The organism is Microbacterium sp. F01 (assembly GCF_056156365.1).
Genome location: NZ_CM149592.1, coordinates 412265 through 435355, shown reverse-complemented (window position 1 = coordinate 435355; position 23091 = coordinate 412265). Strand labels below are relative to the sequence as shown.

Genomic DNA, 23091 nt, shown 5'->3' with positions numbered 1-23091 from the left:
CATACCGTTTATCGATAGGCTCACCCACATGCACCGCACCACGATCGTCGTCCTGAAAGTCCTCATCGCGGCATTGCTCGCGCTGCTGCTGTGCTGCCAGGTGTTCGTGGTTCCCGCGGTCGCCGCGCAGTCGGCGGTGCGCTACTCCGAGATCGCGTACTTCGAGATCCCGGGCACGATCGTCGGCATTCTGTTCCTCCTGTGCGTGCAGGTCGTGCTCGTGTGCGTGTGGCGGCTGCTGTCGCTCGTGCGGGAAGACAGCATCTTCAGCGACAGCGCGTTCCCCGATGTCGATGTCAGTCTCGCGGCCGTCGCCTTCGCGACGTTCCTGGTGTTCGTCGCCCTCGTCGCGCTGAGCCTGACCGGTTTCCTGACGCCGTCGATCACCCTGCTCCTGCTGCTGGGCGTCGTGGTCGGCGCCGGCCTGTCGTTGCTGATCGTCGTGCTGCGGGGTCTCCTGCGCAAAGCGTCGCAGCTCGAGCACGACCTCTCGGAGGTGGTGTGATGCCGATCATCATCAACCTCGACGTGCAGCTGGCGAAGAAGAAGATGTCGGTCACCGACTTCGCCGCAGCGATCGACATCACCCCCGCGAATGTCTCGGTGCTGAAGAACGGCCGCGCGAAGGCGGTGCGGTTCACAACCCTCGATGCGATCTGCCGCGTGCTGGAGTGCCAGCCCGGCGACATCCTCGAGTGGGTGCCCGACGATCACCCCGCGGCGATCGCGGCGGCGGAGGGCGAGGCATGAGCACAGCGCCCGCGGGTGCGCGGACGGCGCCCGCCTGGAGCACCACGGCGATCGCCGAGCTGCTCGACGTCGTGCGCTGCCCGGTGTGCGGCTCGGGCATCGTCGCCGAGCGGCGCTGCCCGGCGTGCGACGCGGACTTCCGGGGTGCGGTCGGCCGCGATCTGTGGGCCGCGTCGCAGGACGCCGTGGATGCCCTTCGCGTACGCCAGGCACTGCTCGAGCGCGTGCCGATCGTCCCGATAGAAGCACAGAGCGCCGCCACACCCGCTGCCGAACCGCTTGGCCGTGACCGTCCCGCTCCCGCCGCGGCCCCAGCCCCGGCAGCCGGGCCATCCGCGACCCTGCAGTCCGTCCTCGCGGTCGCGGGCGCGGGCCTCGTCGCCGTCGCAGCGGTGGTGTTCACCTTCTTCAACCCCGACCTCGCCGACCCGCTGCCGCGCGCCGCGATCGTCGGCGCCATCGCCGCCGCGTTCCTCGGTGGGTCGGCGCTCCTCGCGCGTCGCGGCCTGCGCTTCTCGGCCGAGGCGATCGGCGCCCTCGGCGTGGTTTTCCTCGCCCTCACCGTGACAACGGTCCTGGCGCTGTTGCCGGCGAGCGTGGACGGATGGGTCTTCACCGCCCTCGCGACGCTGATCGCGGGCGGAGCCCTCGCAGTCCTCGGCCCGCGCGCCGGCATCCACGCCTGGCTCTGGAGCGGTCTCGTCGCCCTCGCGTTCGTGCCCCTCATGCTCGCTCTCGCAACGCCGTCGGCGCTCGCGACGACAGCGGGATGCCTGGCTTCCGCCGCCGCGTCGAGCGCGCTTGTCGCATACGCCGCGCGGGCCGGGTCCGACCACCCGCGCACTGCTGAGGCCGTGACCCTCACCGTCCTGCAGTTCGGCTTCACGGCTGCGTCGCTGGTGGCGGTGTGGGGGACGGATGCCGCCACCGGCGTCTCCCCGGCGCACCTCGCGAGCGCGACCCTGGTAGCGGTCGCCGCCCTCGCTGCGGCATCGGCCCGCCACCTCGCCGGAACGCTCTGGAGCGGCGTCACCGGTGCGGCGATCGTCGCCGCCGTGGCGGTGCTGCCGTTCGCCGGGGCGAGCGCAGACGGCTGGTTCGCGGCGTTCCCCGTCGCGGCTGGTGTGGGGCTGGTCGTCGTCGGCGCGCTCACCCCGTTGCACCGCGGGCTCGCGTGCGGCGCGCTCTTCGCGGGAGCGATCGCGGTCGTCGCGGTCGTCGCCGTGATCCCGACACTCACCGCGTTCCTGACGCTGGCAGGGGTCATCGCGAGCCCGACGGGCGGCACTGTCCTCCTGCCGGCGACCGCGCTCGGGCTCACGGTGGGACTGGCCGCCCTGGCGCTGGCGCTCGCGTCGTTCGCCGCCCTCACGACCCCGCACGGCGCCGCCATCGCCGACACGGCCGGGGACGCGGCATCCATCGCCCTTCCTCCCGCGTTCGGGGCGGAGGCCGAACCCGCGGGGCGCACGGCACACGCCCCGAACGCACACGGCGCGCCCCGAACCTCGGACGCCGCCTCCGACGCCGACGCCGACGCCGGACCGGTCGAGTCGTGGACGTCGCCGGCCGTCGGCACGCGATGGCTCGGGTTCCTGGGCGCGTGGTACGCGGTGCTCGCGTTCCTCACGGTGCTCGCGCTGCCGGGCCTCGAGGTGTGGGCGCGCATCGTGCTCGCGCTCGTCGCGGCGGTCGTGGCCGGCGCAGTCGTGACGACGCGGCTGCGCGATGCCTCGGCCGCGGTCCGCATGCCACTGGTGGTGGGCGCGCACGCGGCCGTCGCGTTCGCTGCGGTGCTGTCGTGGCGCGAAGACGACCTCACCGTGTGGGCGGGCGCTGCCGTGGTCGCGACCCTGGGTATGCTCGCGCTCACCGTGCCCCTCACGGCGCGATTCGTGCACATCGGCGTCGGGTTCGCCTACGCGCTGGTGGTGCTCGCGACCGCACTCGCCCGCGCGGACGCTGACCCGCTCGTGGTCGTGTGCGTCACGACGTGCGCCGCCGGAGTCGTCGCGATCGCGGTCACGTTCGCCCGCCGGGTGCCGTCGCGCGAGTGGTACGCCGTGCTCGTCGTGACAGCCGTGCCCTTCGCGATCGGCGTGCTGCAGGTCGTCTTCGAGCGCAGCGGCTGGACCGCCCTGTCGACCACGGTCATCTTCGGCCTCGCCCTGACCCTGGTCACCACGACGCGACCGGGACTGGGCATCGTCGTGCGCACGCTCGCCGCCGCCACCCTCGTGCCCGCCGTCGCCGTGGTCGCGGTGTGCCTCGGAGCGCAGCTGCTGCCGATGAGCGGATCGCCGATCGTGCTCCCCGTCATCGCCGGGATCGTGGCGGGCACGCTGGCCTCGGCCGACCTGCTCGCCGATGCGCTCTCGCGCCGCGTGCCGCTCCCACACGTGCGGGCGGCAGGGCTCGCGGTCGAGGCATCCGCTCTCCTCACCGCCGCGATCGCCGTCGCCCTGTCGCTCGCCCGCACGTCGGCGGGGCTGCCGACGACGCTGCTCGTGCTCGTGATCCTGGGCATCGGGTTCGTCGCGACCGCCCTCTTCTCACCGCGCCGCTACGCGTGGCCGCTGGCGGGTGCCGCCTTCACGGGCGCGCTGTGGAGCGCCTGGGGCATCGCGGGCGTCACCGGCCTCGAGCCGTACCTGCTGCCGCCCGCCCTCGGCGTCGCGGTCGTCGCCGCCTGGATGACCGCGCGCGGGCGACCGGCCGTCGGCCTCTACACGGTGGGCCTCGCGGTCGCGGTGGTTCCGGTCCTGATCGCGCTGGCGCTGGACGGCACGGATGCTGCGATCCCGGCGCTCGCCTTCACCACCGGGTTCCCCGCCCGGGCGTACGTACTCGTGGGCGCGGCGTGGGCGCTGGTCGCAGCATCCGTCATCGCGTCCCGCGCGTCCGCGCCGCGGATGCGTCGCCTGCGGGCGCTGCGCGCGCCGACGCTCGCCGTCGCGGTCGTGGCCGCCGCGGCGGCCGCGGTGCAAGGTGTGAGATGGGGCGCGGGGCTCGATGCGGCGCCCACGGATCCCCTGATCGTCGCGTCGCTCGCGTTCGGACTCGTCGGCGCCGGGGCCGCGGCGAGCGCCGCGCGGGCCTTGCACCGCAAGGCCGCACCGGGAACGCCGCTCGCTCGGACGCGCTGGCTCGGTGCCCCGGCCGTGCTGATCCTCGGCGTCGCGGCGTGGCCGGCGATCGAGCGCGACTGGGCCGTCATCTGGACGATGTGGGCGCTGCTGCTGGCGTTCCTCGCGCTCATGGTGGCCGTCGCGGCACGAGGTCTTCGCGGACCGACCGCGTTGCCGCCGGTGTGGTTCCTGTTCGACGTCTCGTTCACGACCGCGGTGGTCGCGTGGAGCCCTCGTGACCTGCGGGTCGAGTGGTTCTCGCTGCCGCTCGGGGTGTTCCTCCTCGCCGCCGGCGCGCTCGCGGTGCGCCGGCCAGCGACGTTCCCGCCGGCACGATCGATCGAGGCGTGGCCCGCGGGGTGGACCGGATCGTGGCCGCTGCTCGCCCCCGGGCTCGTCGTGATGCTGAGCGCCTCGGTGGCTGCGACCTACACCGACCCTCGCACGTGGCGCGCGATCCTCGTGATGGCGATCGCCCTCGTGGCGATCCTGGTGGGCGCCACGCAGCGCCTCGCTGCGCCGTTCCTCATCGGGATCATCGTGCTGCCGGTCGAGAACGTGCTCGCGTTCATGGTGCAGATCGGGCGCGGCATCGAAGCGATGCCGTGGTGGATCACGCTGTCGGTGGTCGGCGCGGTGCTGCTCATCATCGCCGTCGGCTACGAGCGGCGGGCCGGCGACGGCACCGGCCTCGCGGCCCGGCTGCGCGACCTCGCCTGACCGCGGGGGTCAGGGCTCGAGCGTGACGTCGACCTGGATCTCGGTCGCGAGGCGCTCGAGCTCCTGGGTGAGGGCGGCGAGGTCGACGGATGCCGGGATCCGGGCGACGACCGTCGCCTCGAACAGCCGGCCGCCGTACATGGCCGCCTCCCGCGTCTCGGTGGTCATGCGCTCGATGCTGATGTCGTGGGAGCGCAGGACAGTCGTCAGTTCCCTGACGATGCCCGGATGGTCGTTGCCGATCACCTGCAGGGCGAGCGGACGCATCGCGGCATCCTGCGGTGAAGGCTCGGAGCCTGTGTTCACCGTCACGGAGAGCAGCCCGTCGAGCACCGACAGCGACTCGCGGAGCTCGTCCGCCCGCGCCGGGGCGACGGAGACTTCGACGACCCCGGCGAACACTCCCGACAGCTCGGCGAGCTGGCTGTTCTCCCAGTTGCCGCCGTGGCGATCGACGACATCGGCGACGGCCGCGACAAGACCGGCGCGATCGCCTCCGACAAGGGTGAGCACGAGGATCGTCATGGCGTCAGGTTAGCGAGGCCGGAGCGTCAGCGGGGCAGGAGTTCGTCCGGGGCAGGGAACGGCAGGTGGAAGCGCTCGGGGTCAGCCCCGACCGCGGAGGCGGCGCCGTATTCGTCGGCGACGACGGTGACGCCGCGAGCGCTCGCCTCGGCGATCCGGACGGGGCGCTGGGTGCCGTCGGGAAGGCGCAGGGTCCACTGGTCGGCGAGATAGCCGATGCCGAGGTCCTCGAGGAGCTCCTCGGCGGCGAGCCACTCGAGGTCGCCGGCGTCCTCAGGGGTGCGCTCCCGACCGAGCAGATCGAAGACGCGGAAGCCGTCGCCGGAGGCGAGCATCCATCCCAGGATCTCGCCGTCGGCGCGACGGTGCTCTATCCAGTCCGCAGGCAGCATGGGACCCGAGCGTAGCGAATCGTCCCGAGGCGACGCGGATCATCCACAACCCGCGCCGCGGTGGGGCGGCGGGCCGCAGCATCCGGGTAGCATCCCCTCAGAGATCGCACGTGGGGATGCGCGGTCCGGACGCGGGGAGTCGTATGGCCAGCTTCGGCACACCTCCCGCCCGACGACCGTCAGCGCGGGTGCGTCGCCGGCGCCTGTTCGCGGGCATCGCGGGCGCCGTCGTGCTGCTCGCCGTGATCGGCGGCACGGTGGCGGCGATCGGTTTCGCACGAGCGGGCGCGGAGGATGGGAACACGGATGCTGCGCCCTCGGCCACCGAGTCGGCAGCACCCACGCCCACCCCGACGCCGCTGACCCCCGAAGAGCAGCTGCTCGCGTCGAGCACCGACCCCGCGGCGTGCGCGGTGAGCTTCGCCGGCGACGGCATCGCCGACGCACCCATGCTGCAGACGCAGGGGGCGCTGTACGCCGGACTCCCCATCCCCTCGCGAGACGGGCTCGTGTTCGCGGGCTGGTACGCGACCCCGGCGGATGCCGCGGCCTTCGCGATCCCCGGACGCGTCAACGGCTCCGAGCCCGTCGTGTGCACCGATCAGCGTGTGACTCTGCACGGTGCGTGGATGAGCCCCGAGCAGAACATGGCCGAGGACGCGCGCATCCCGATCCTGATGTACCACCAGTTCACCGCCAACCCCCAGGGCGAGAGCGGATGGCTGCGCGGAAACTACGCCTACATCGGCGACTTCGACGCGCACATGAATCACATCGCAACCACGGGGTTCTACCTGCCGACGTGGGACGAGCTGTCGGCGTTCATCGACGGGCGCCTGTTCCTGCCGACCCACTCGGTGATCGTCACCGACGACGACGCCGACCAGACATGGTTCGACCTCGCGGTGCCCGTGGTCGACAAGTACAAGGTGCTCACGACCTCGTTCATGATCACGGCCTACCGTCAGGATCCGCCGCCGAACGTCTACGTGCTGCGGCGCTCGCACACCCACGACATGCACCGCGCGGGCGCGAACGGCGACGGGCTCATCACGAACCTGTCGGTGCCCGAGATCGTCGCCGACATGGAGGCCTCGTACGGCGTGCTCGGGGTCAAGGAGATCATGGCCTACCCGTTCGGGCACTACAACGACACCGCGAAAGAGGGCTTGCGTCAGGCGGGCTGGGAGATGGCCCGCACGATCGAGCCCGGCTATGTCACGATCGGCACCGACAAGCTCGCGCTGCCGACGGTGCGCATCAACTACGGCATGGGGTTGGACGCGCTGATCAACCTCATCGGGTGATGCCGGAAGGCCACTCCTGAGCCCCAATACCGGTTTCCCTTAAGGTGTGTCAAGTTTTCCGGGGAAAGCTCTTCCGGTCAGGCCGTCGCCGCAGTACATTTACAGGGCGCAGGGGGGCGCGGTACCCGAAACCAACGTTCCCTCTCGACCCGACAACCCGGCCGGGTCTGCGCACTGGGGTTGGTCTGCTCGACGATGTCGTCGTGCCGTCCGACTGGGGAAGTACATGTCTGCTAGGGACGCGTCGTCGTGCGCGCGGTGGACCGCGGTCTGAAGCCGACCGCGATTGCCGCGGCGCCAACGGGCGCCGGAGGAGTGACCCGAACGCTCCTCCGACGTCCACCCCTGACGCGCCCGATTCTCGACACCCTTCCCGACGCGATCGCCCCGCGCGTACAGCCGTCGCTGGAGCGCCGCCACCTGTGGGAGCGGCGCTACCGGCGACGGTTGGTCGCAACCGATGCGGCCTGCGTCACCGCGGCCGTCATCGCCGCGATCGTCTTCGAAACGGGAGGCGTCGTGCCCCCCACCGCGCTCGCGGGGCCGGCTCGCATCGGCGTCTTCGTCATCTGCGCCTGGATGACGCTGCTGTGGCTCGCCCGCACCCGTGAGCCGTCCGTGCTCGGCGCGGGTGCGGCCGAGTACATGCGCCTCGGGCACGCGACGGGCTTCGCCTTCGGCATCCTGTCCACCGTGTTCATCCTCGCGCAGCTGCCCGGCCTGCGCGGACAGCTCATCGTCGCGCTGCCGTGCGGGCTCGTCGCCCTCGTGCTCACCCGCCGATTGTGGCGCAAGTGGCTGATCCACGAGCGCGAGCGGGGCGAATGCGTCTCGCGCGTCATCGTCGCCGGTACCCGCGAGGACGTGGAGTACGTCATCGACAAGCTCACCCACGACCCCCACCACGCGTACATGGTCATCGGCGCGACGACGACGGACGGGGTGTTCGACCCCATCGACATCGAAGACCATCACTACCCGGTGATCGGGTCGATCCGCCTCACCGCGAAGTACGGACGCCAGGCCGGCGCCGATGCCATCGTCGTCGCCAGCACGCCGGAGAACGACCGCGACTTCGTGCGGCGACTGGGGTGGGAACTCGAGGGCAGCGCGGCCGAGCTCGTGCTGTGCAACCGGCTCACCGACGTGGCTGGGCCTCGCCTGTCGCTTCGGCCTCTCGACGGACTGCCGCTCGTGCAGGTCAAGATCCCCGAGTTCGAAGGCGGCATCCACGCCATCAAGCGCGGGATGGATGTCGTGCTGTCTCTGCTCGCCCTCGTGCCGATCGTGCTCATCGCACCCTTCGTGGCGATCGCCATCAAGCTGGATTCCCGCGGGCCGGTGCTGTTCCACCAGTTGCGAGTGGGCCGCGACGGGCGGCAGTTCTGGATGCTGAAGTTCCGCACAATGGTCGCCGACGCCGAGATGCGCCGCGGTGAGCTGCTCGCCGAAGACGAGGGCGCGGGACCGCTGTTCAAGGTGAAGAGCGATCCTCGCGTGACGCGCGTGGGCGCCGTGCTGCGGAGGTTCTCCATTGACGAGCTGCCGCAGTTCGTCAACGTGCTCCGCGGCGACATGAGCATCGTCGGACCGCGTCCGCCGCTGCCTGCGGAGGTGACGTCGTACGACGGCACCGTCTATCGGCGGCTGTACATCAAGCCCGGCATCACCGGGCTCTGGCAGATCAGCGGGCGCAGCGATCTGTCGTGGGACGACAGCGTCCGTCTCGATCTCCGCTACGTCGAGAACTGGTCCATCGCGACCGACCTCATGATCATGTGGCGAACCGCGCACGTGATGATCGCACCGAAGGGGGCCTACTGATGTCCCTTCGGAAGACTTGGCCGGCGACAACGGCGTCGCCGGCCGCCAACAACCGGATCCGCGGTCACACGCCGGTCGCTCCGCGTCGGGTGCATCCCGGCGGTTGATGCGCAACGGTGAGCCCGTTCCCCCAAGCGGGCGTGGCCGCGGGTCCCTGGGCGTCGGACGAGCCAGATTCCCGCAACGGAATACACCCCCGGTGTCATGCCGGACAGACCATCCGGTGGGTCTGGCTACTCCGAGACGACCCGCAGCCCGGAGAATTCGACCGCCTGATCCGTCTTGTAGTCCTTGAACAGACGCAGCCACGGCCCCCGCAGAGCGGCCCCGGCCAGGACCGCATCGACCGGGGTGCGGTCACCCACCGTTACGCGCACATGGTCGTCATCGACATCGATCCGCAGACGTATCGCCGAGCCCGCGGCGGGCGCATCCACCCTCCCGGTGGACACGGCCGATCGCGTGACTCCCTGCTCGTACGGCGCGATCTCGACCGTGCCGTCGACGCCGAGCGTCAGCTGACAGCCGGTGGCGTCGCCACGATCTCCTTGTCCGCCCGGGGCGTCGCCGCTCAAGGCGAAGACCACCCCGACGGTCCCCTTCGGGGGGACGGCATCCGGCCATGCGATGGTCACATCCAGACGGCGGAGCCTCTTCCCGGCGGCGGCGAGCGAACCCATCAGGTAGCTGGTCGCGGTCGCGTTCTGGATGCGGAGGGACTCTCTCGACGGGACGAAGGACGGCTGAGAAGACCAGCCGAGGGTGTCGATCGCCGAGGGCAGGTCTCCTGCTGCTCGTCTCCCTGTGGCGAAGGTGTCCCGGTCCGCGGACAGGCCGTCGACGAGGTAGGCGACGTTGGAGCACATCATTCCCTTGACACCGAGGTCGGCGAGCCGCTGTACCTGATCATGGAACCGCACCTCCCAGCACATCACCGGGATGCCCGTGCCCACGACCTGCTGGATCATCTCATCGGGCGATGAGGTGGGCACCCCGAGGATGTCGAAGGTCGCCGCGAACTCCTCCAGGCGATCGAGCTCGGCCGTGTCGAAGTACCCCCAGGCACGGTAGCCTCGCTCCTTCGCGGCGCGTACCTGAGCGGCGGGCGCCCACTGCTTCCATACGAAGCGCTCCGTCGGACGCGCTTGCGCATCGAGGGTGTCCAGGAGCGGCTTCGTGTTCGTCCCCTGCTTGTCCTCGATGAAGACGAGCGCGTCCGGACCGAGCGCCTGCAGCACGTCCTCGAGCCTCGACACCGGCTCCAGCGGGGTGTTGACGCCGAGCCAGGTCCGCGCGTCCACCTCGAGGGCGCTCACTTCGCTCCAGCTCATGTCGCCGATCTTCTTGTCGACGCCGAGCACTCGCTCGGCCGACAGGTCGTGATGGCACACGAGGACGCCGTCCGAGGTCGAGCAGACCGAGATCTCGATCGCGTCGGCACCGGCCGCGCGCGCGTTCCGGTAGGCGGCGAGGGTGTGCTCCGGCCAATTGTCACCGCTGCCGCGGTGGCCGACGTAGAACCTCGGCCGAGCGAGAAGCTCGGCAACCGAGGAGGGAGCCGGCGCCCGTGAGGGGGTGGGCGTGGGCGAGATCGTCGGCGAGGGGTTCGGAGGCACCGCACTCGGGGTGGTTCTCTGCCCTGGCAGGGCCGAGCAGCCCGCCAGGACCGCGGTCGACAGCCCGACGACCAGGAATGCGCGACGCGACATCGGAGAAGGTGTCATCGCGTCTCCCCCGTTCCTCGTGAGACTCCCGGGCCCAGCCCTTCACCGAGGAAGCGGCCCGGACCGGCTGCGGACTTACGGCACCGCCGTGTACGTGAGCGTCAAGGTCGGACGGTACGCCGGGTTGGTCGCCTCTCGCGACCAGATCCGGACGTTGTCCGTGCCGGCGACGCTCGACATCCGCATCGTCACCGTCTGACCGGCCAGCCCGGCAAGATCCGCCGCGCTGAGGGTCGCCGTGTAGGCGGTATTGACGGCGGCGGCGGCGGACAGTTGACCGATGGCACCGGAGGCGGTCTGGGTGATCCGGTTGTTCCACGTCGTCGTCGTCTCGTCCCACGCGCCCGACATCAGGTGGAAGACATGGGTGTCGGCCGATGCCGCGGTGGCGTCCGTGGACGTGCGTACGGCGAGCGAGACGCTCGTCAGCTGCATCCCTGCCGGCGCTGCCGGGAGCGCGAACGACATGAACGATTCGATCGCGGTGTTGAATCGCGACGACAGCTGGTTGGTCGTGCCGTACAGCCCCGTCGGGTTGCTGGCGGCCACCATCGTGTCGGCCGTCGTCACCACCGTCTGCACGACGGGCGGTACGACCGGCGGGGTGATGGTCCCCGAAGCGGCCGCCGAAGCCGCGCTCACGTTGCCCGCAGCATCCCGCGCGGTCACCTTGTAGTACCAGGTGCCGGTGGGGCGCCCGCTGTCGCCGTAGGACGTCGTGGTCACATCGGCGAGCCGGGACGAGGCGTCGGCGGTGAAGCTCGCCGCGGTGCCGCGGTAGACGGTGTAGCCGGTGACGCCGGTGTTGTCGGTGGATGCGGACCACGTGAGGTTGATGTCGGCGTTGTTCACCACGGTCGCAGCGAGACCCGCGGGCACCGAGGGCGCCTCCGTGTCCGGGCCCGCGACGGGTGTGAACGTGAGCCTGACCGACGGCCGGTACGTCGCCGATGTCGCCTCCGCGGACCACAGCCGGACGTTGTCGCCGCCCGCGCTCGACATCCGCAGCGTCACCGTCTGACCGAGGGCCGCCGCAAGCGGCTCCGGGCTCAGCGGGACCGTGTACGGAGTGTTGAGCGCCGTCGCGCCCGTGAGACTGCCGAGCACGCCCGACGTCGTCGTCTGGGGACGGTTATTCCAGTTGACCGCGGCCTCGGTCCAGGCTCCGGACATCAGCCGGAGGTCATGGGCGGACGCGGACGCGGCCGTGCTGTCCGTCGATGTCCGCACCGAGAGGACGGCCCCGGTCAGCGTGGTGCCGGCGGGAGCTGCCGGGAGCGGCACGGCGAGGAACGATTCGATCGTCCCTCCGGTCCCGCGGGACGACAACTGGTTCGACGTGCCGTAGAGCGTCGTGGGAGCAGACTGCGCGACCATCGCATCGTCGGTGATCGGCACCGTGATCTCGACCGGAGTGCCGCCGTTGGCGAGGATGGTGGCGAAGGTGCTCGCGGAGGGCGCGCTCACGTTGTTCTCGGCATCCCTCGCCGTCACCTTGTAGTACCAGATTCCCTGTGTACGACCGTTGTCCGTGTAGGACGGGGCCGTCACGTCGGCGATCTTCGAGGCGGCGTCGGCGACGAAGCCCGCTGTCGTTCCTCGGTACACCGAGTAACCCGTGACCCCGACGTTGTCCGTGGAAGGCGACCAGGTCACTGTCACGTCCGCGTTGTTCGCGACGGTGGTGGCGAGCCCTGTCGGCACGGTCGGCGCTTGCGTGTCGGGGCCCGAAACGGGTGTGAACGTCAGCCGCAGGGATGGCCGGTAGGCCGTCGACGTCGCCTCGGCGGACCACAGTCGCACGTTGTCACCGGTGATGCCCGACATGCGCAGGGTCACCGTCTGTCCGAGGAAGGAGGTCAGTCCGTCAGCGCCGAGGCTGACGATGTAGGGCGTGTTGAGCGCCGTCGCACCGGTGAGCGAACCGAGCACGCCGGTCGCGGTCGCCGTCGGGCGGTTGTTCCAGTTGACGGCGTCCTCGCTCCAGGCGCCTGTCACGAGCCGGAACTGAGGAGAGTCCGCCGTGGCGGCAGTGCTGTCGTTCGAGGTGCGGACCGACAGCACGGCGCTGGTCAGCACCGTCCCCGCCGGTGCCGCCGGAAGCTGCAGCCGGATGAACGACTCGATCGTGCCGCCGGTGCCCCGCGCAGACAGCTGGGTGGACGAGCCGTAGAGGGTCGTCGGCGCGGATTGCGCCACCATCGCATCCTCGGTGGGCGTGAGAGTCACTTCGACCGCCTGCGACGGCGGCTGGACCGTCACCGATGCGGATGCTGCGGCGCTGACGTTGCCCGTCGCATCCTGTGCCGTCACCTTGTAGTACCAGGTGCCGGCGGCGCGACCGGTGTCGACGTGACCCGGCGTCGTGACTTCCGCGATGCGGTTGCCAGCGCTGGGCGTGAAACCCTCCGTCAGGCTCCGGTACAGGACGTAGGAGCTGACGCCACGGTCGTCGGTCGAGGCATCCCACGACAACGTCACGCTGGTTCCACTCGAGAGCGTCGCGGTGAAGTTCCCCGGCGTGCTCGGAGCGGTCACATCCGGCGGGACGATGGTCACGACGGCCGTGTCGGAGGGCGGGCTGGCGTTGCCGGCTGCATCCCTCGCGACGACGCGGTAGTACTTCGCGCCCGCCGAGAGTCCGCTCTCACTGAACGACGTGCCGGCGACCGTCCCCACGAGCGTCCCGTCGACGATCGCGAATCCCGACGTCGTGCCGCGGTAGACCGCGTACTCCGTCACGTCGACGTTGTCGGCCGAAGGCGCCCACGTGACGGTCACGCCGTCCGCACCGACCTGGGTCGCGGCCGCGCTGGCCGGCGTGGTGGGCGCGTCGATGTCGGTCACGTCGAGCTGCCTCGCCGACGAGGGTGCGCTCTCGTTCTCGGCACCGTCGACCGCGGTCACGCGGTAGTAGTAGGTGCCCAGCGCCGGAGCCTCCTCGTGATACGAGGTCGTCACCGTGGTCGAGAGGAACGAATCGGCATCAGCGACGAAGTCGGCCGTCGTGCCGCGATAGACGCGGTACTCGAGCACGCGGGTGTTGTCGGTCGACGCCGTCCACGACACGTCCACCCCGCCGGCGCCATGCGTCGCCGCGAGTCCCGACGGACTGCTCGGCGGTGCGACGTCCTGTACTCCGAGCGCGTAGTGCCGCGCGATCTCGGTGGCGCTCAGTCCGCTGCTGTAGAGCGAGAACTCGTCGAGCGCCCCACGGAAGTAGGAGTTCGATGTCGCGCTCGGCCAGCTGGTGAGGTTTCCGCCGCCGATCCGCCAGTATCCGTTCGTGGTCTCGGCGCCCGTGACGGCGCTCTGCGCGACGAGCACGCCGTCGACGTAGAGCTTGCGGCCCGAGGAGTCGAGGACCCCGACCGCCTGGTGCCAGGTGCCGTCGGCATAGCCCAGCGGGCTGGTCACGACCACGTTGCTCGAGCCGACCCGCGAGCCGAAGACGAGGTTGCCGCCCGAGGTCATGTACAGGTGCTTGTCGTAACTCGTGCCGTTGCCGTTCTGCACGTTCTCGAACCCGAACAGCTTGCCGCCGGGGGTCGTCGTGTTGAACCAGATCTCACCTGTGAACGTCGTCGACGGAGTGAGCGAGGCCTGAGTCGCCACCGTACCCAGGTTGGTGCCAGGCGTCGTCACCGCCGTGTTGCCGGGGATGATGCCGGGCTGGCCCTTGGTGACACCGGTCCGGTACGTCCCCGGGTAGGTTCCGAAGCGTGCGGCGTCGGCAGCGGCCGTGCCGGTCGCCTCGCCGAGGCGCCAGTAGAGCGTCGGTTCGGCGCCGAAGACGCGTGTGCCGTACGCATCGGCCGGTGCCTGGTTCAGGCCGAGGTTTCGACCCGCCGCCTGGTAGTGGTCGGCCACGGCGCCCGCGGTGAGGACGGTCGAGTAGACGGCCATCTCGTCGATCAGGCCCGCGAAGAAGTTGCTCGTCGGGCGGTTCGGCCAGCTGGAGAGGTTGTCCCCGCCGACGTGCCACACGCCCCAGTACGCCTGCGCTACCGAGTTGGTGTTCTGCGCGACGCGGACGCCGTCGACGTAGAGCGACATGCCCCCGGAACCCTGCGTGCCGACGATGTGGTGCCACGATCCGTCGTTCAACGCGGTGGGCGAGGTCAGCGTGACGGTCGACCCGGTGTAGGCGCCGAAGAGGACGCGACCCGTGTTCGTCATGTAGAGGTGCCGGTCGTAGCTCCCGCTGAGCACGGTCGCACCGTTGTCGGTGCGGGGCCGCCCGCTTCCGAATCCGATGATCTTCCCGCCGCGAGTGGTCGTCGTTTTGATCCACGTCTCGACGCTGTACGTCGTCGGCGCGGGAGCCCATCCTTGATGCCAGACGTAGTCATCGGCTCCGTCGAAGGCGAGAGATCCGCTGGGGTCGCCCGCAACGGGAGTGTCCATCGACCGGGCCGCGCCGTTCTCGAGGACGCCGGGTTCGCGACTGGTGTTCGTGGTCGAGGCGGAGCCGTCCTGCAGCCACGAGGCCGCAGCATCCCCCGGCCAGAAGATCGCCGGTGCGCTCGCGCGGACGGATGCCGCGTAACCGGCGCTGGGAGTGACGGCCGTGGCGGTCGCCACCTGCGACAGGACAGAGGTGTTCGTGCCGTCGGTTGCGCGGACACGGTAGGTGTACGTCTGCCCTGCGACGACGTCGGTGTCGACGAACGTCACTTGCGGCCGGTTCCACCACACGGACGAGGAGGAACCGCTCCAGATCGGGCTCGACGAGTTGTTGCGGAACACCTGATATGTGAGTTGAGAGTCGTCGTCGTCGATCGAGGTGCGGATCCGGATATCGATCGCACCGCTGCTCTGCGCGACGGCAGACACGGCGGGCGCCGGCGGGTTGCCGGTGTCGGTCGTTCCGAAGCGCGTCAGGTGGTCTTGGGGCGCGCCGTTGATCGTCGTGAAGTCGCCCCCGCTCCACATGTACTGCTGCCCGCCGGATCTGCCCGTGGCGATGGCCAGCGCACGCGGGCCGATGTTCTCACCTATGCCGTCGTTCGCCTTCGGATCCCACGCGAAATGCGACCCGTTGACGGTGCTCTGCGCGAGGAAATAGTGGCGTGTACCGTCCTGCTGGGCGTTCACCGACCCGCAGTCGTGGCCGTGGCTCACGGAGTAGAGAGTCGTCTGCAGCTGCAATGTCATCTGGGTGGCACCGAGGCACGTGTCGCGCCACAACTGGTCACCCGTGGCCCATGAGAATGCCGCGCGCCCGTCGAACACTCCGCCGCCGCTGCCCTCGTTCGAGATGTAGAACTTGCCGTCGTCGCCGCTGAAGATGTGTTTGGTCACCGACGTGTTCGCGATGAACCCGGACGGGTACGTGCGGATGTTCGCGCCCGTGACCGCGTCGACCATGGCGATCGAGTGCGAGTACACGCCGTTGACGTTGAAGAAGTCGCCGCCGATCGCGACCTTCGAGCCGTCGGGCGAGACGCCGATGCCACGGCCGATGTCGTCGACGTTCGCCGTCCAGGGGAGCAGGGCACCTGTGGTCACGTCGACGGCGGCGAAGCGCTGGCGCGGCTCGCCGCCGACCGTGAGGAACATGCCGCCGAAGTACATCGTGGAGCCCTTCACCGCGATCGTGTGCACGATCGAGGAGATGCTCGGGAGCCGGAGACTCGTCACGGAGCAGGTGCGCACGTCAATCTGAGCGATGCGGCCTGTCGACACACCGCCCACGTTGGAGAAGTTGCCGCCGATGTAGACGCTGTTGCCGTCGGGAGCGGTGGTGGCCGCGTAGATCGCCGGCGTGCCCCCGACCAGCGAGAGGCTGAGCTGGCAGCTGTCGGGGTTGCCCGTCTCGGCGTCCAGGATCGCGAGACCGTTCGCGGCGATCGGCGATCCTGATCCCCCTTCGGGCGGACGGATCTGGCTGAACGTCCCACCGGCGACGACCCTGCCGGCCGTATGCGCCAGCGCGTACACCGTCCCGTTCGTCTGCCACGTCGGCAGGTCATCGGCGCTGAACTGGACGCCTGGCGAGAGGGCCGCGGCTCGTTCGGACGGCGTCACGGCGACGAAGCCGACGACGAGTGCCATGGCTGCAACAACACTTACCCAGATACGTGAGACCACAGGTCACGCTCCCCACCAACGCCCACGGTCGGGTCCGCAGGCCTCCCAGTAGCACCGTCGGGTTCCCTGTCGCGGGCCCTGACACTCTCCCCTGAGTGCGGCACTCGGCATTCGGGACGATGCTACGCACACTGTACATCGCAGTTCCGGCTTTGTCTGCCCAGGATTTGTCCCGCGGCACTCGAGTGTGCTATGCGTCCGCGGCGGGAACGGCCGACCGACGTATTCCGCGAGACCCCGTTGCACTGTATGGTGTGCCGGAAAGAACCCCTCGCCCGCATGCGGGGGTTGTGCCGGCCGACGAACCCGAAACCGTCGGTCGACGTCTCCGACGGCCGACGTACCCGAAACCGGCGGCCGACGTGCCCGAGATCTCCGGCCGACGTGGTCGAAATCGAGGGCAGAAGCAGGACTGCGCTTATCGCGCTCTCCGACAGGCTGCGACGACGTCGTCGCGGCCTCGCTGGGAGGTCAGATGGCTGGGCGATCGACGGAGCCGATGCGACCGCACGCCCCACGGGTCCTCTTCATCGGGATGAATTACGCCCCCGAGCCCACGGGCATCGCTCCCTACACCGCAGGAATGGCGCACGCCCTCGCGACGAGGGGATGGCACGTCGAGGTCGTCACCACTCACCCGCATTACCCGTGGTGGAAGGTCCAGGACGGCTTCGGGGGTTGGAGTCGAGTCGAGCAGCGGGATCGCGTCGACGTGACCCGCCTGAGCCACTATGTGCCTCACCGGCACCACATGATCGATCGTGCGCTGTCGGAGTTGACCTTCGGGGTCAGGGCTGACTTCGCCCACTGGCACCACCCGGACGTCGTCGTCCTGGTCAGCCCCGCGATGATCTCCTCGCGCCTCGCCGCCGTACGGGCGGCCGTCACGGGCATCCCGACCATCGTCTGGGTGCAGGACATCTACACACTGGGCGCCCGCGAGACGGGCGCTGTGGCACACCGCGCAGCGGCGATCGCGGCGCTCGAGCGCGGACTGGTGAGATCGGCCGACCGAGTCGTGGTGATCCATGATCGATTCCGCCGCGTCCTCCGTGAGGAGCTGTCGGTCAGCACACCGGTCGACGTGGTGCGGAACTGGACACACGTCACGACGGATGGAGCGGGACGCGACGGCGCACTGCGGCGAGATCTCGGCTGGTCGGACGACGATGTCGTCGTCCTCCATGCCGGCAACATCGGAGCCAAGCAGGGGCTGGAGAACGTCGTCCACGCTTCACGCGAGGCTGAGCGCCGAGGATCCCGCGTGAAGTTCGTGCTCCTCGGCGATGGCAACCAGCGCCCTGCGCTCGAGGCGATGGGCGGGTGCTCGCGCCTGCAGTTCCTCGATCCGCTGCCGGACGGCGTGTTCGAGCGTGCCCTCGCGTCTGCGGACATCCTCCTCGTGAACGAGCTTCCGGGTCTGACCGAGATGGCCGTGCCCAGCAAACTGACCACGTACTTCGCCACGGGTCTCCCTGTGATCGCGGCGGTCGACCCATCGAGCATCACGCACGACGAGATGCTCTCTGCCGGAGCCGGTCCTTGTGTGCCTGCAGGTGCGCCCGGAGCTTTGGTCGACGCTGCGGAGCAGCTCGCGGCGGATCCCGCCGCCGCGCAGGCGTTCGGTGACGCAGGACGACGCTTCCGTGATCTCCACCTCGGCGTCGACGCCGCTGTGGCCTCGTTCGAGTCGACGCTGACGGCGGCGGTGACATCTGGACGCCGTGTGCCGGTCAACGCCCTCGCCGCATCGATGAGGCGGGGACTCGATGTCGTCACTCATCGGGGACCGACGAAGACGGCGGGCGCGGAACGTCCTCTGATGGGCCGGCATATCCGCGCGTGAGACGCCCAGAGGTCTCCCGGCGGCGGGGCGGGGCATGACGCCCGCACCCGCCGCCGGGAACCGTCCATCGGTTCAGGGCGTCGTGTACACGAGCGTGATGGTGGGCCGATAGGCGATCGGCGCCGCCTCACGCGACCACAGCCGGACGTTGTCGCTGCCTGCCGAACTAGACAGCCGCAGGGTGACGGAGGTACCGGCCAGCGGCGCCAAGTCGGCAGCGGACAGGGTGGCGGTGTAGGGCGTATCCACCGCCGTCGCCCCCGTGAGCTGTCCGACCACGGCCGCTCCGACCGTCGTCGGGCGATTACTCCAGGTGATGGTGTTCTCCTGCCAGGTGCCGCTCACCAGCCGGAACTCATGGATATCCGTCGACCCTGCCGTCTGATCGTTCGACGTCCGCAACGAAATCGTCGCGGAGGTGAGGACCTGTCCAGCCGGCGCGGCCGGCAGGTCGAACCGCAGGAACGACTCGATCGTGGTGTTGAAGCGCGACGAGATCTGGTTCGTCGTCCCATACGCGAACGTCGGATTGATGGCCGCGGCCATCGAATCGGCCGACGTCACGATCGTCTGCGTCGTGGGCGGCGCCGGCGGAGATGTCACGACGGCGCTCGCGGCATCCGACGCCCCGCTCACGTTCGAGGACGCATCCCTGGCCGCGACCTTGTAGTACCAGGTGCCCTGTGGTCGAGCGCCGTCGGTGAAGGTCGTGTCCGTCGTATCGCCGATGCGAGACGCGTCGTTCGCCGTGAACCCGGCCGTCGTTCCGCGATAGACGAAGTATCCCGCCACTCCGACATTGTCGATCGAGGCCGTCCAGCTGAGCTGGACGTTGTTGGCGCCTTCGACCGTCGCATTCAGCCCTGTGGGCACGCTCGGCGGCGTGTTGTCGGGAGCCACGATGATCACGGAGGCCGCGGTCGACGCTCCGGAGACATTCCCCGCGGCATCGCGGGCCGTCACCTTGTAGTACCACGTGCCCTCGGAGAGAGGCGCGTCGTGATACGAGGTGCCGGCGACGTTCGCCTGGATGAGCGTGTCCATGCTCGGGACGAAATTCGCATCCGATCCTCGGTACAGCGCGTAGCCGGTGACACCGGCGTTGTCGGTGGAGGCCGTCCACGAGATGTCAGCCGCCTGGCCTGCGGCAACTGCGCTCACTCCGGTCGGTACCGTCGGCGGCGTGCCGTCGACGATCGTGACCGGCGCCGACGACGCGGATGCCACGCTCGAGTTGTTCGCACCGTCGAACGCGACGACCTTGTAGTAGAACGTGCCCGGCGGTGGTGCGACGTCTTCGAACGTCGTCCCGCTCGCCGTGCCCCGGAGCGTGTCGGCCGCGGGCGTGAACCCGGCCGCAGTCCCTCGATAGACCCGGTATCCCGCAACGCCGACGTTGTCGGTCGAGGCGGACCACGATACGTCGACGTTGGCGCCGTCGAAGGACGCGCTCACCCCTTGAGGCGTGCTCGGCACGATCGTGTCGACGAACCCGGTGCCGACGCTGAAGTGATTCTGCACCTGCTGCGGCGACAGCGCGTTGTAGTACACCGCGGTCTCGTCCAGCTGTCCGTCGAAGTAACGGTTCACGAGGTTGTTGCCCGACGACGGGTAGCCGTTGAGGCTGTCGCCGCCGACGTGCCACGTCCCGGCGTAGGTGCCGCTGCCGGTTGTGGCGTTCTGCGACTGGAGCACGCCGTCGACGTACAGACGCATGCCGCCTGGGCCTTGCGTTCCGACGACGTGGTGCCACTGTCCGTTGTTCAACGCCGTCAAGCTGCGCAGCGTCGTCGTGCCGAAGCCGGCGCGCACGCCGAAACGAAGGAACCCGGTGCCGTTCTCCATGTACACGACACGGTCGACCGTCCCGCTGGTGCGGTCCGTTCCGTTGTCCGAGCGCGGACGGCCATTCGACGATCCGTAGTTCGCGAGCGCTCCGCCCGTGGTGGAGGTGGTCCGGAACCACGTTTCGACCGAGTACACGGTGGGCCCGGGCGCGATGACGTCGTTCCAGATGTACTGCGGCAGCCCGCTTGCCTGCGTGTCGGTGAACGTCGCGCTCCGACTGGCGTCGTTGGGAATCGCACCGACCGCATTGCGGTCGACGCCGTTCTGGGCGAGACCGTTCAGGCCGACGACCGTCTGGCCGGCGCTGTCGATGATCCACTGCGCGGTCGTGGTGTCGTCGTAGCGGTAGTAGAGCCGCGGCTGATCGGCGATGACGGTCGAGGCATAGACCGACCCCGTCGCCGACGCGGTCGCGGTCACTGTCGCCGACAAACCGCTCTGGTTGTTCGCCCGGTCGATCGCTCTCACCCGGTAGGTGTAGCTCGTACCCGCTGCGACGTTCGTGTCGACGAACGTCGCCTGGTGGCGATACCAGTGCTTCGACTGCGCCACGCCGGTCCACACCGGGGTCGTCGTATTGGTGCCCCGATAGACGGCGTAGGTGATGTCGGAGTCGTCCGGGTCGTAGACGCCGCGGATGTTGACCTGGATCGCGTTGGGCGTGATGGCGCGCGCAGCGACGGTCGGGACCGGTGGAGCGCCTGTATCCGTGGGGCTGAAGCGCGTCACGCCCTGTTGATTGGCGCCATTGACGCGGGTGAACTCGCCGCCGACCCACAGGTACGGCGTCCCGTTCGTTCCGGGGCCGATCGCGATGGTGCGCGGGCCGATGCCCTCGCCGGTGCCGTCGTTCAGTTCGGGGAGCCAGCCGATCTGCAGCTGTGTCGGGTCGGGTCCGTGCGTCACGGAGAGGAATGTGCGCCGGCCGTCCGGGAACATCCCCATCGCCCCACAGTCATGGTGGTGGTGCGCTTGGAACAGCAGCCCCTGGTACGGCACGACGGCTTGTGTCGCGCCGGCGCAGTTGTCGCGCCATACCTGGCTGTAGTCGGACCAGTTGTATGCGAGCTTGCCGTCGAACCCGGCGAACCCTTCCTGCGCCACGAAGAAGCGCACGCCGTCGGAGCTGATCATCTTCGTCCGCGAGGTGTTGCCGACAGTGTTGGCCGGCCACGTGCGCAGCACCGCTCCCGTTGTCGAATCCACGACGGCGAAGCTGTGGGACGCCGAACCATTGATCGTGAACCAGTCACCACCGATCGCAAGCCGAGTACCGTCGGGCGAGAGCTGGAGCGCATCCCCGCGGGCATTCTTGTCGGGAACAACTGTGGTGCTGTAGAGCTCCTCCGTCGCACCGTAGGCGTTGGCGACGAAAGCGGTCTGCAGGGCTCCCGCGCGATTGACCTTGGCGAAGCTTCGCCTGGTCTGTCCGGCTACCGTCTGGAACACGCCGCCGAAGTAGACGAAGTCGTTGGAAGGCTCGATCTCGAGAACGTAGTTGGAGATGCCGGTCACGCGGAACGGCGTGACGGTGCAGGTGGCGACATTGATCTCGGCGAGTCGGCTCACCGCGACACCGCCGACGCTTGTGAATTGGCCGCCGACGAAGACCGTGTTGCCGTCGGGCGCTGCCTTCACCGCGTAAACCGCCGCTGTGCCGCCGTTGAAGGCGACCGGCAGCTGGCACGCGTCCGGCTCGCCCGTCGCGGCGTTGAGGATGGCGAGGCTCTGGATACTTCGCGCCGTCCCCGACTGTCCTGCACCAGGTCGGATCTGACTGAAGGTTCCCCCGACGACTGCCCTGCCGCGGGAGATGGCCACCTGCCAGACGACTCCGTTCGTCTGCCATGTCGGCAGCGCATCGGCGCTGAACGGCAGATCGGGCGAGAGCGCTTTCGCCTGTTGTGCCGGTGGCAAAGCGATGATTCCGATGGCGAGCGCCGCGACTGCGGCGACGCTCGCGAAAAAGCGAGTACGCACGTGAACCCCGTTCCCAGATATTCGAGACCGGTCGCTGCACTTCCCCAGTGGAACACCGGTCGCCCACAGGCTCCCCGTCCGCGGGCACACGTGCTGTCGCTGCGCTTCGGCATCATCGTCGTCGGGTGCAACTTGCCAGTACGCTTGACGCGGAGTTTACACGACAGGGCGTCAGGCGCCAGTGTGGATTCCGATACTCGCGCCAGGTGGTGCGGGGGCATGGGGGGAACATGTCCGGCCTGACCTTTCGCGAAGCCATGGGTTCGCTGTCGAGTTCGCAGAAAAGCCGAGTGGGCGTCTCGCTGTATTCGCGGTACATCAACCGCCCCGTCGGACGCGTCTTCGCGGCGTCAGCCGCCTCCGCCGGCGTCTCCCCCAACGGGGTGACCGCCATCTCGGCGCTGTGCACCACCGCGGGCCTGATCGTGCTGGTGATCAGCCCCGCAGGCTGGGCCACGGGTCTGGCGGTCGCCATCCTGCTGGTGCTCGGCTTCGCGCTGGACTCCGCAGACGGTCAGGTTGCACGATTGACCGGACGCGGCAGTCTCGCCGGAGAGTGGCTCGACCACGTCGTGGATGCCGGCAAGATGGTCGCCGTCCACGCCGCGGTGCTCATCTCGGCGGCGACTCAGGGGCTCTTGGCGGGCGCTTGGCTGCTGCTCCCCCTCGCCTACATGCTCGTCGCCGTCGTGCTGTTCTCGGGAATGACGATCTTCGAGCTGCTCCGCCGCACTCGGCCGCATCCCGCCGATCCACCCCGGTCCCCTTCGACGATCCGTGCGCTCGGCCTGCTGCCGGCAGACTACGGCGTCCTCGCTCTCGCCTTCCTCCTGTGGGGCGCAACGCAGATCTTCTTCGTCGTCTACGCGGCGCTCGGCGGCTTGACCGCCCTCATCACGATCGCCCTGCTCGTCAAGTGGTTCCGGGTCCTGAAACGGAACGTCTGACAGGTCG

General features: G+C 69.5%; 12 protein-coding genes. 7 read left to right on the top strand and 5 right to left on the bottom strand.

Translation table 11 applies throughout. The features are described from left to right. Nucleotides 1-28: 28 nt before the first annotated feature. Genes ACVN90_RS01885 through ACVN90_RS01875 form a run of 3 tightly spaced genes read left to right on the top strand, consistent with a single transcriptional unit; the run spans nt 29 to nt 4598 of the window. Nucleotides 29-505: a DUF2975 domain-containing protein gene (locus tag ACVN90_RS01885; protein ID WP_475100491.1), complete on the top strand. Its 477-nt coding sequence runs from the start codon at nt 29-31 to the stop codon at nt 503-505. Beyond that, nucleotides 505-750 (top strand): helix-turn-helix domain-containing protein, encoded by a 246-nt coding sequence (locus tag ACVN90_RS01880; protein ID WP_056366551.1) that lies wholly within the window; start codon nt 505-507, stop codon nt 748-750. Before ACVN90_RS01885 ends, ACVN90_RS01880 begins: the two co-directional genes overlap by 1 nt. Further along, a complete protein-coding gene (locus tag ACVN90_RS01875; protein ID WP_475100489.1) occupies nt 747-4598 on the top strand; it encodes an SCO7613 C-terminal domain-containing membrane protein in 3852 nt (1283 codons plus the stop codon). Before ACVN90_RS01880 ends, ACVN90_RS01875 begins: the two co-directional genes overlap by 4 nt. Before the next feature lie 9 nt (nt 4599-4607). Here ACVN90_RS01875 and ACVN90_RS01870 read toward each other — a convergent pair whose 3' ends face one another. Together ACVN90_RS01870 and ACVN90_RS01865 are read right to left on the bottom strand one after the other, a co-directional pair. Continuing rightward, nucleotides 4608-5123, bottom strand: a complete 516-nt coding sequence (locus ACVN90_RS01870) for a glycine cleavage system transcriptional repressor (RefSeq protein WP_475100488.1) — start codon at nt 5121-5123, stop codon at nt 4608-4610. Nucleotides 5124-5149: 26 nt separating this feature from the next. Next, nucleotides 5150-5515, bottom strand: a complete 366-nt coding sequence (locus tag ACVN90_RS01865) for a hypothetical protein (protein WP_475100487.1) — start codon at nt 5513-5515, stop codon at nt 5150-5152. Nucleotides 5516-5703: 188 nt separating this feature from the next. Here ACVN90_RS01865 and ACVN90_RS01860 point away from each other — a divergent pair, with 188 nt between their 5' ends. Further along, nucleotides 5704-6822, top strand: a complete 1119-nt coding sequence (locus ACVN90_RS01860) for a polysaccharide deacetylase family protein (protein ID WP_475100485.1) — start codon at nt 5704-5706, stop codon at nt 6820-6822. 315 nt (nt 6823-7137) lie between these two features. Further along, entirely contained in the window at nt 7138-8646 is a 1509-nt protein-coding gene (locus tag ACVN90_RS01855; protein WP_475100484.1) for a sugar transferase, read from the top strand. Between the two features lie 233 nt (nt 8647-8879). On the opposite strand, the gene ACVN90_RS01850 is transcribed toward ACVN90_RS01855, so the two are convergent. Both ACVN90_RS01850 and ACVN90_RS01845 read right to left on the bottom strand, forming a co-directional pair. Continuing rightward, nucleotides 8880-10355, bottom strand: coding sequence for a glycerophosphodiester phosphodiesterase family protein (locus ACVN90_RS01850; protein WP_475100483.1), 1476 nt, complete (start codon nt 10353-10355; stop codon nt 8880-8882). 90 nt (nt 10356-10445) lie between these two features. Beyond that, nucleotides 10446-16427 carry a DNRLRE domain-containing protein gene (locus ACVN90_RS01845; protein WP_475100481.1) on the bottom strand — a complete coding sequence of 1994 codons (5982 nt, stop codon included), beginning with the start codon at nt 16425-16427 and terminating at the stop codon, nt 10446-10448. Nucleotides 16428-16998: 571 nt separating this feature from the next. On the opposite strand from ACVN90_RS01845, the gene ACVN90_RS01840 reads away from it, so the two are divergent. Further along, a complete protein-coding gene (locus ACVN90_RS01840; protein WP_475100480.1) occupies nt 16999-18309 on the top strand; it encodes a glycosyltransferase in 1311 nt (436 codons plus the stop codon). 72 nt (nt 18310-18381) lie between these two features. Here ACVN90_RS01840 and ACVN90_RS01835 read toward each other — a convergent pair whose 3' ends face one another. After that, nucleotides 18382-22137, bottom strand: a complete 3756-nt coding sequence (locus ACVN90_RS01835) for a LamG-like jellyroll fold domain-containing protein (protein WP_475100479.1) — start codon at nt 22135-22137, stop codon at nt 18382-18384. Nucleotides 22138-22427: 290 nt separating this feature from the next. Between ACVN90_RS01835 and ACVN90_RS01830 the strand changes: the two genes are divergently transcribed. After that, nucleotides 22428-23084 carry a CDP-alcohol phosphatidyltransferase family protein gene (locus ACVN90_RS01830; protein WP_475100477.1) on the top strand — a complete coding sequence of 219 codons (657 nt, stop codon included), beginning with the start codon at nt 22428-22430 and terminating at the stop codon, nt 23082-23084. Nucleotides 23085-23091: the final 7 nt, after the last annotated feature.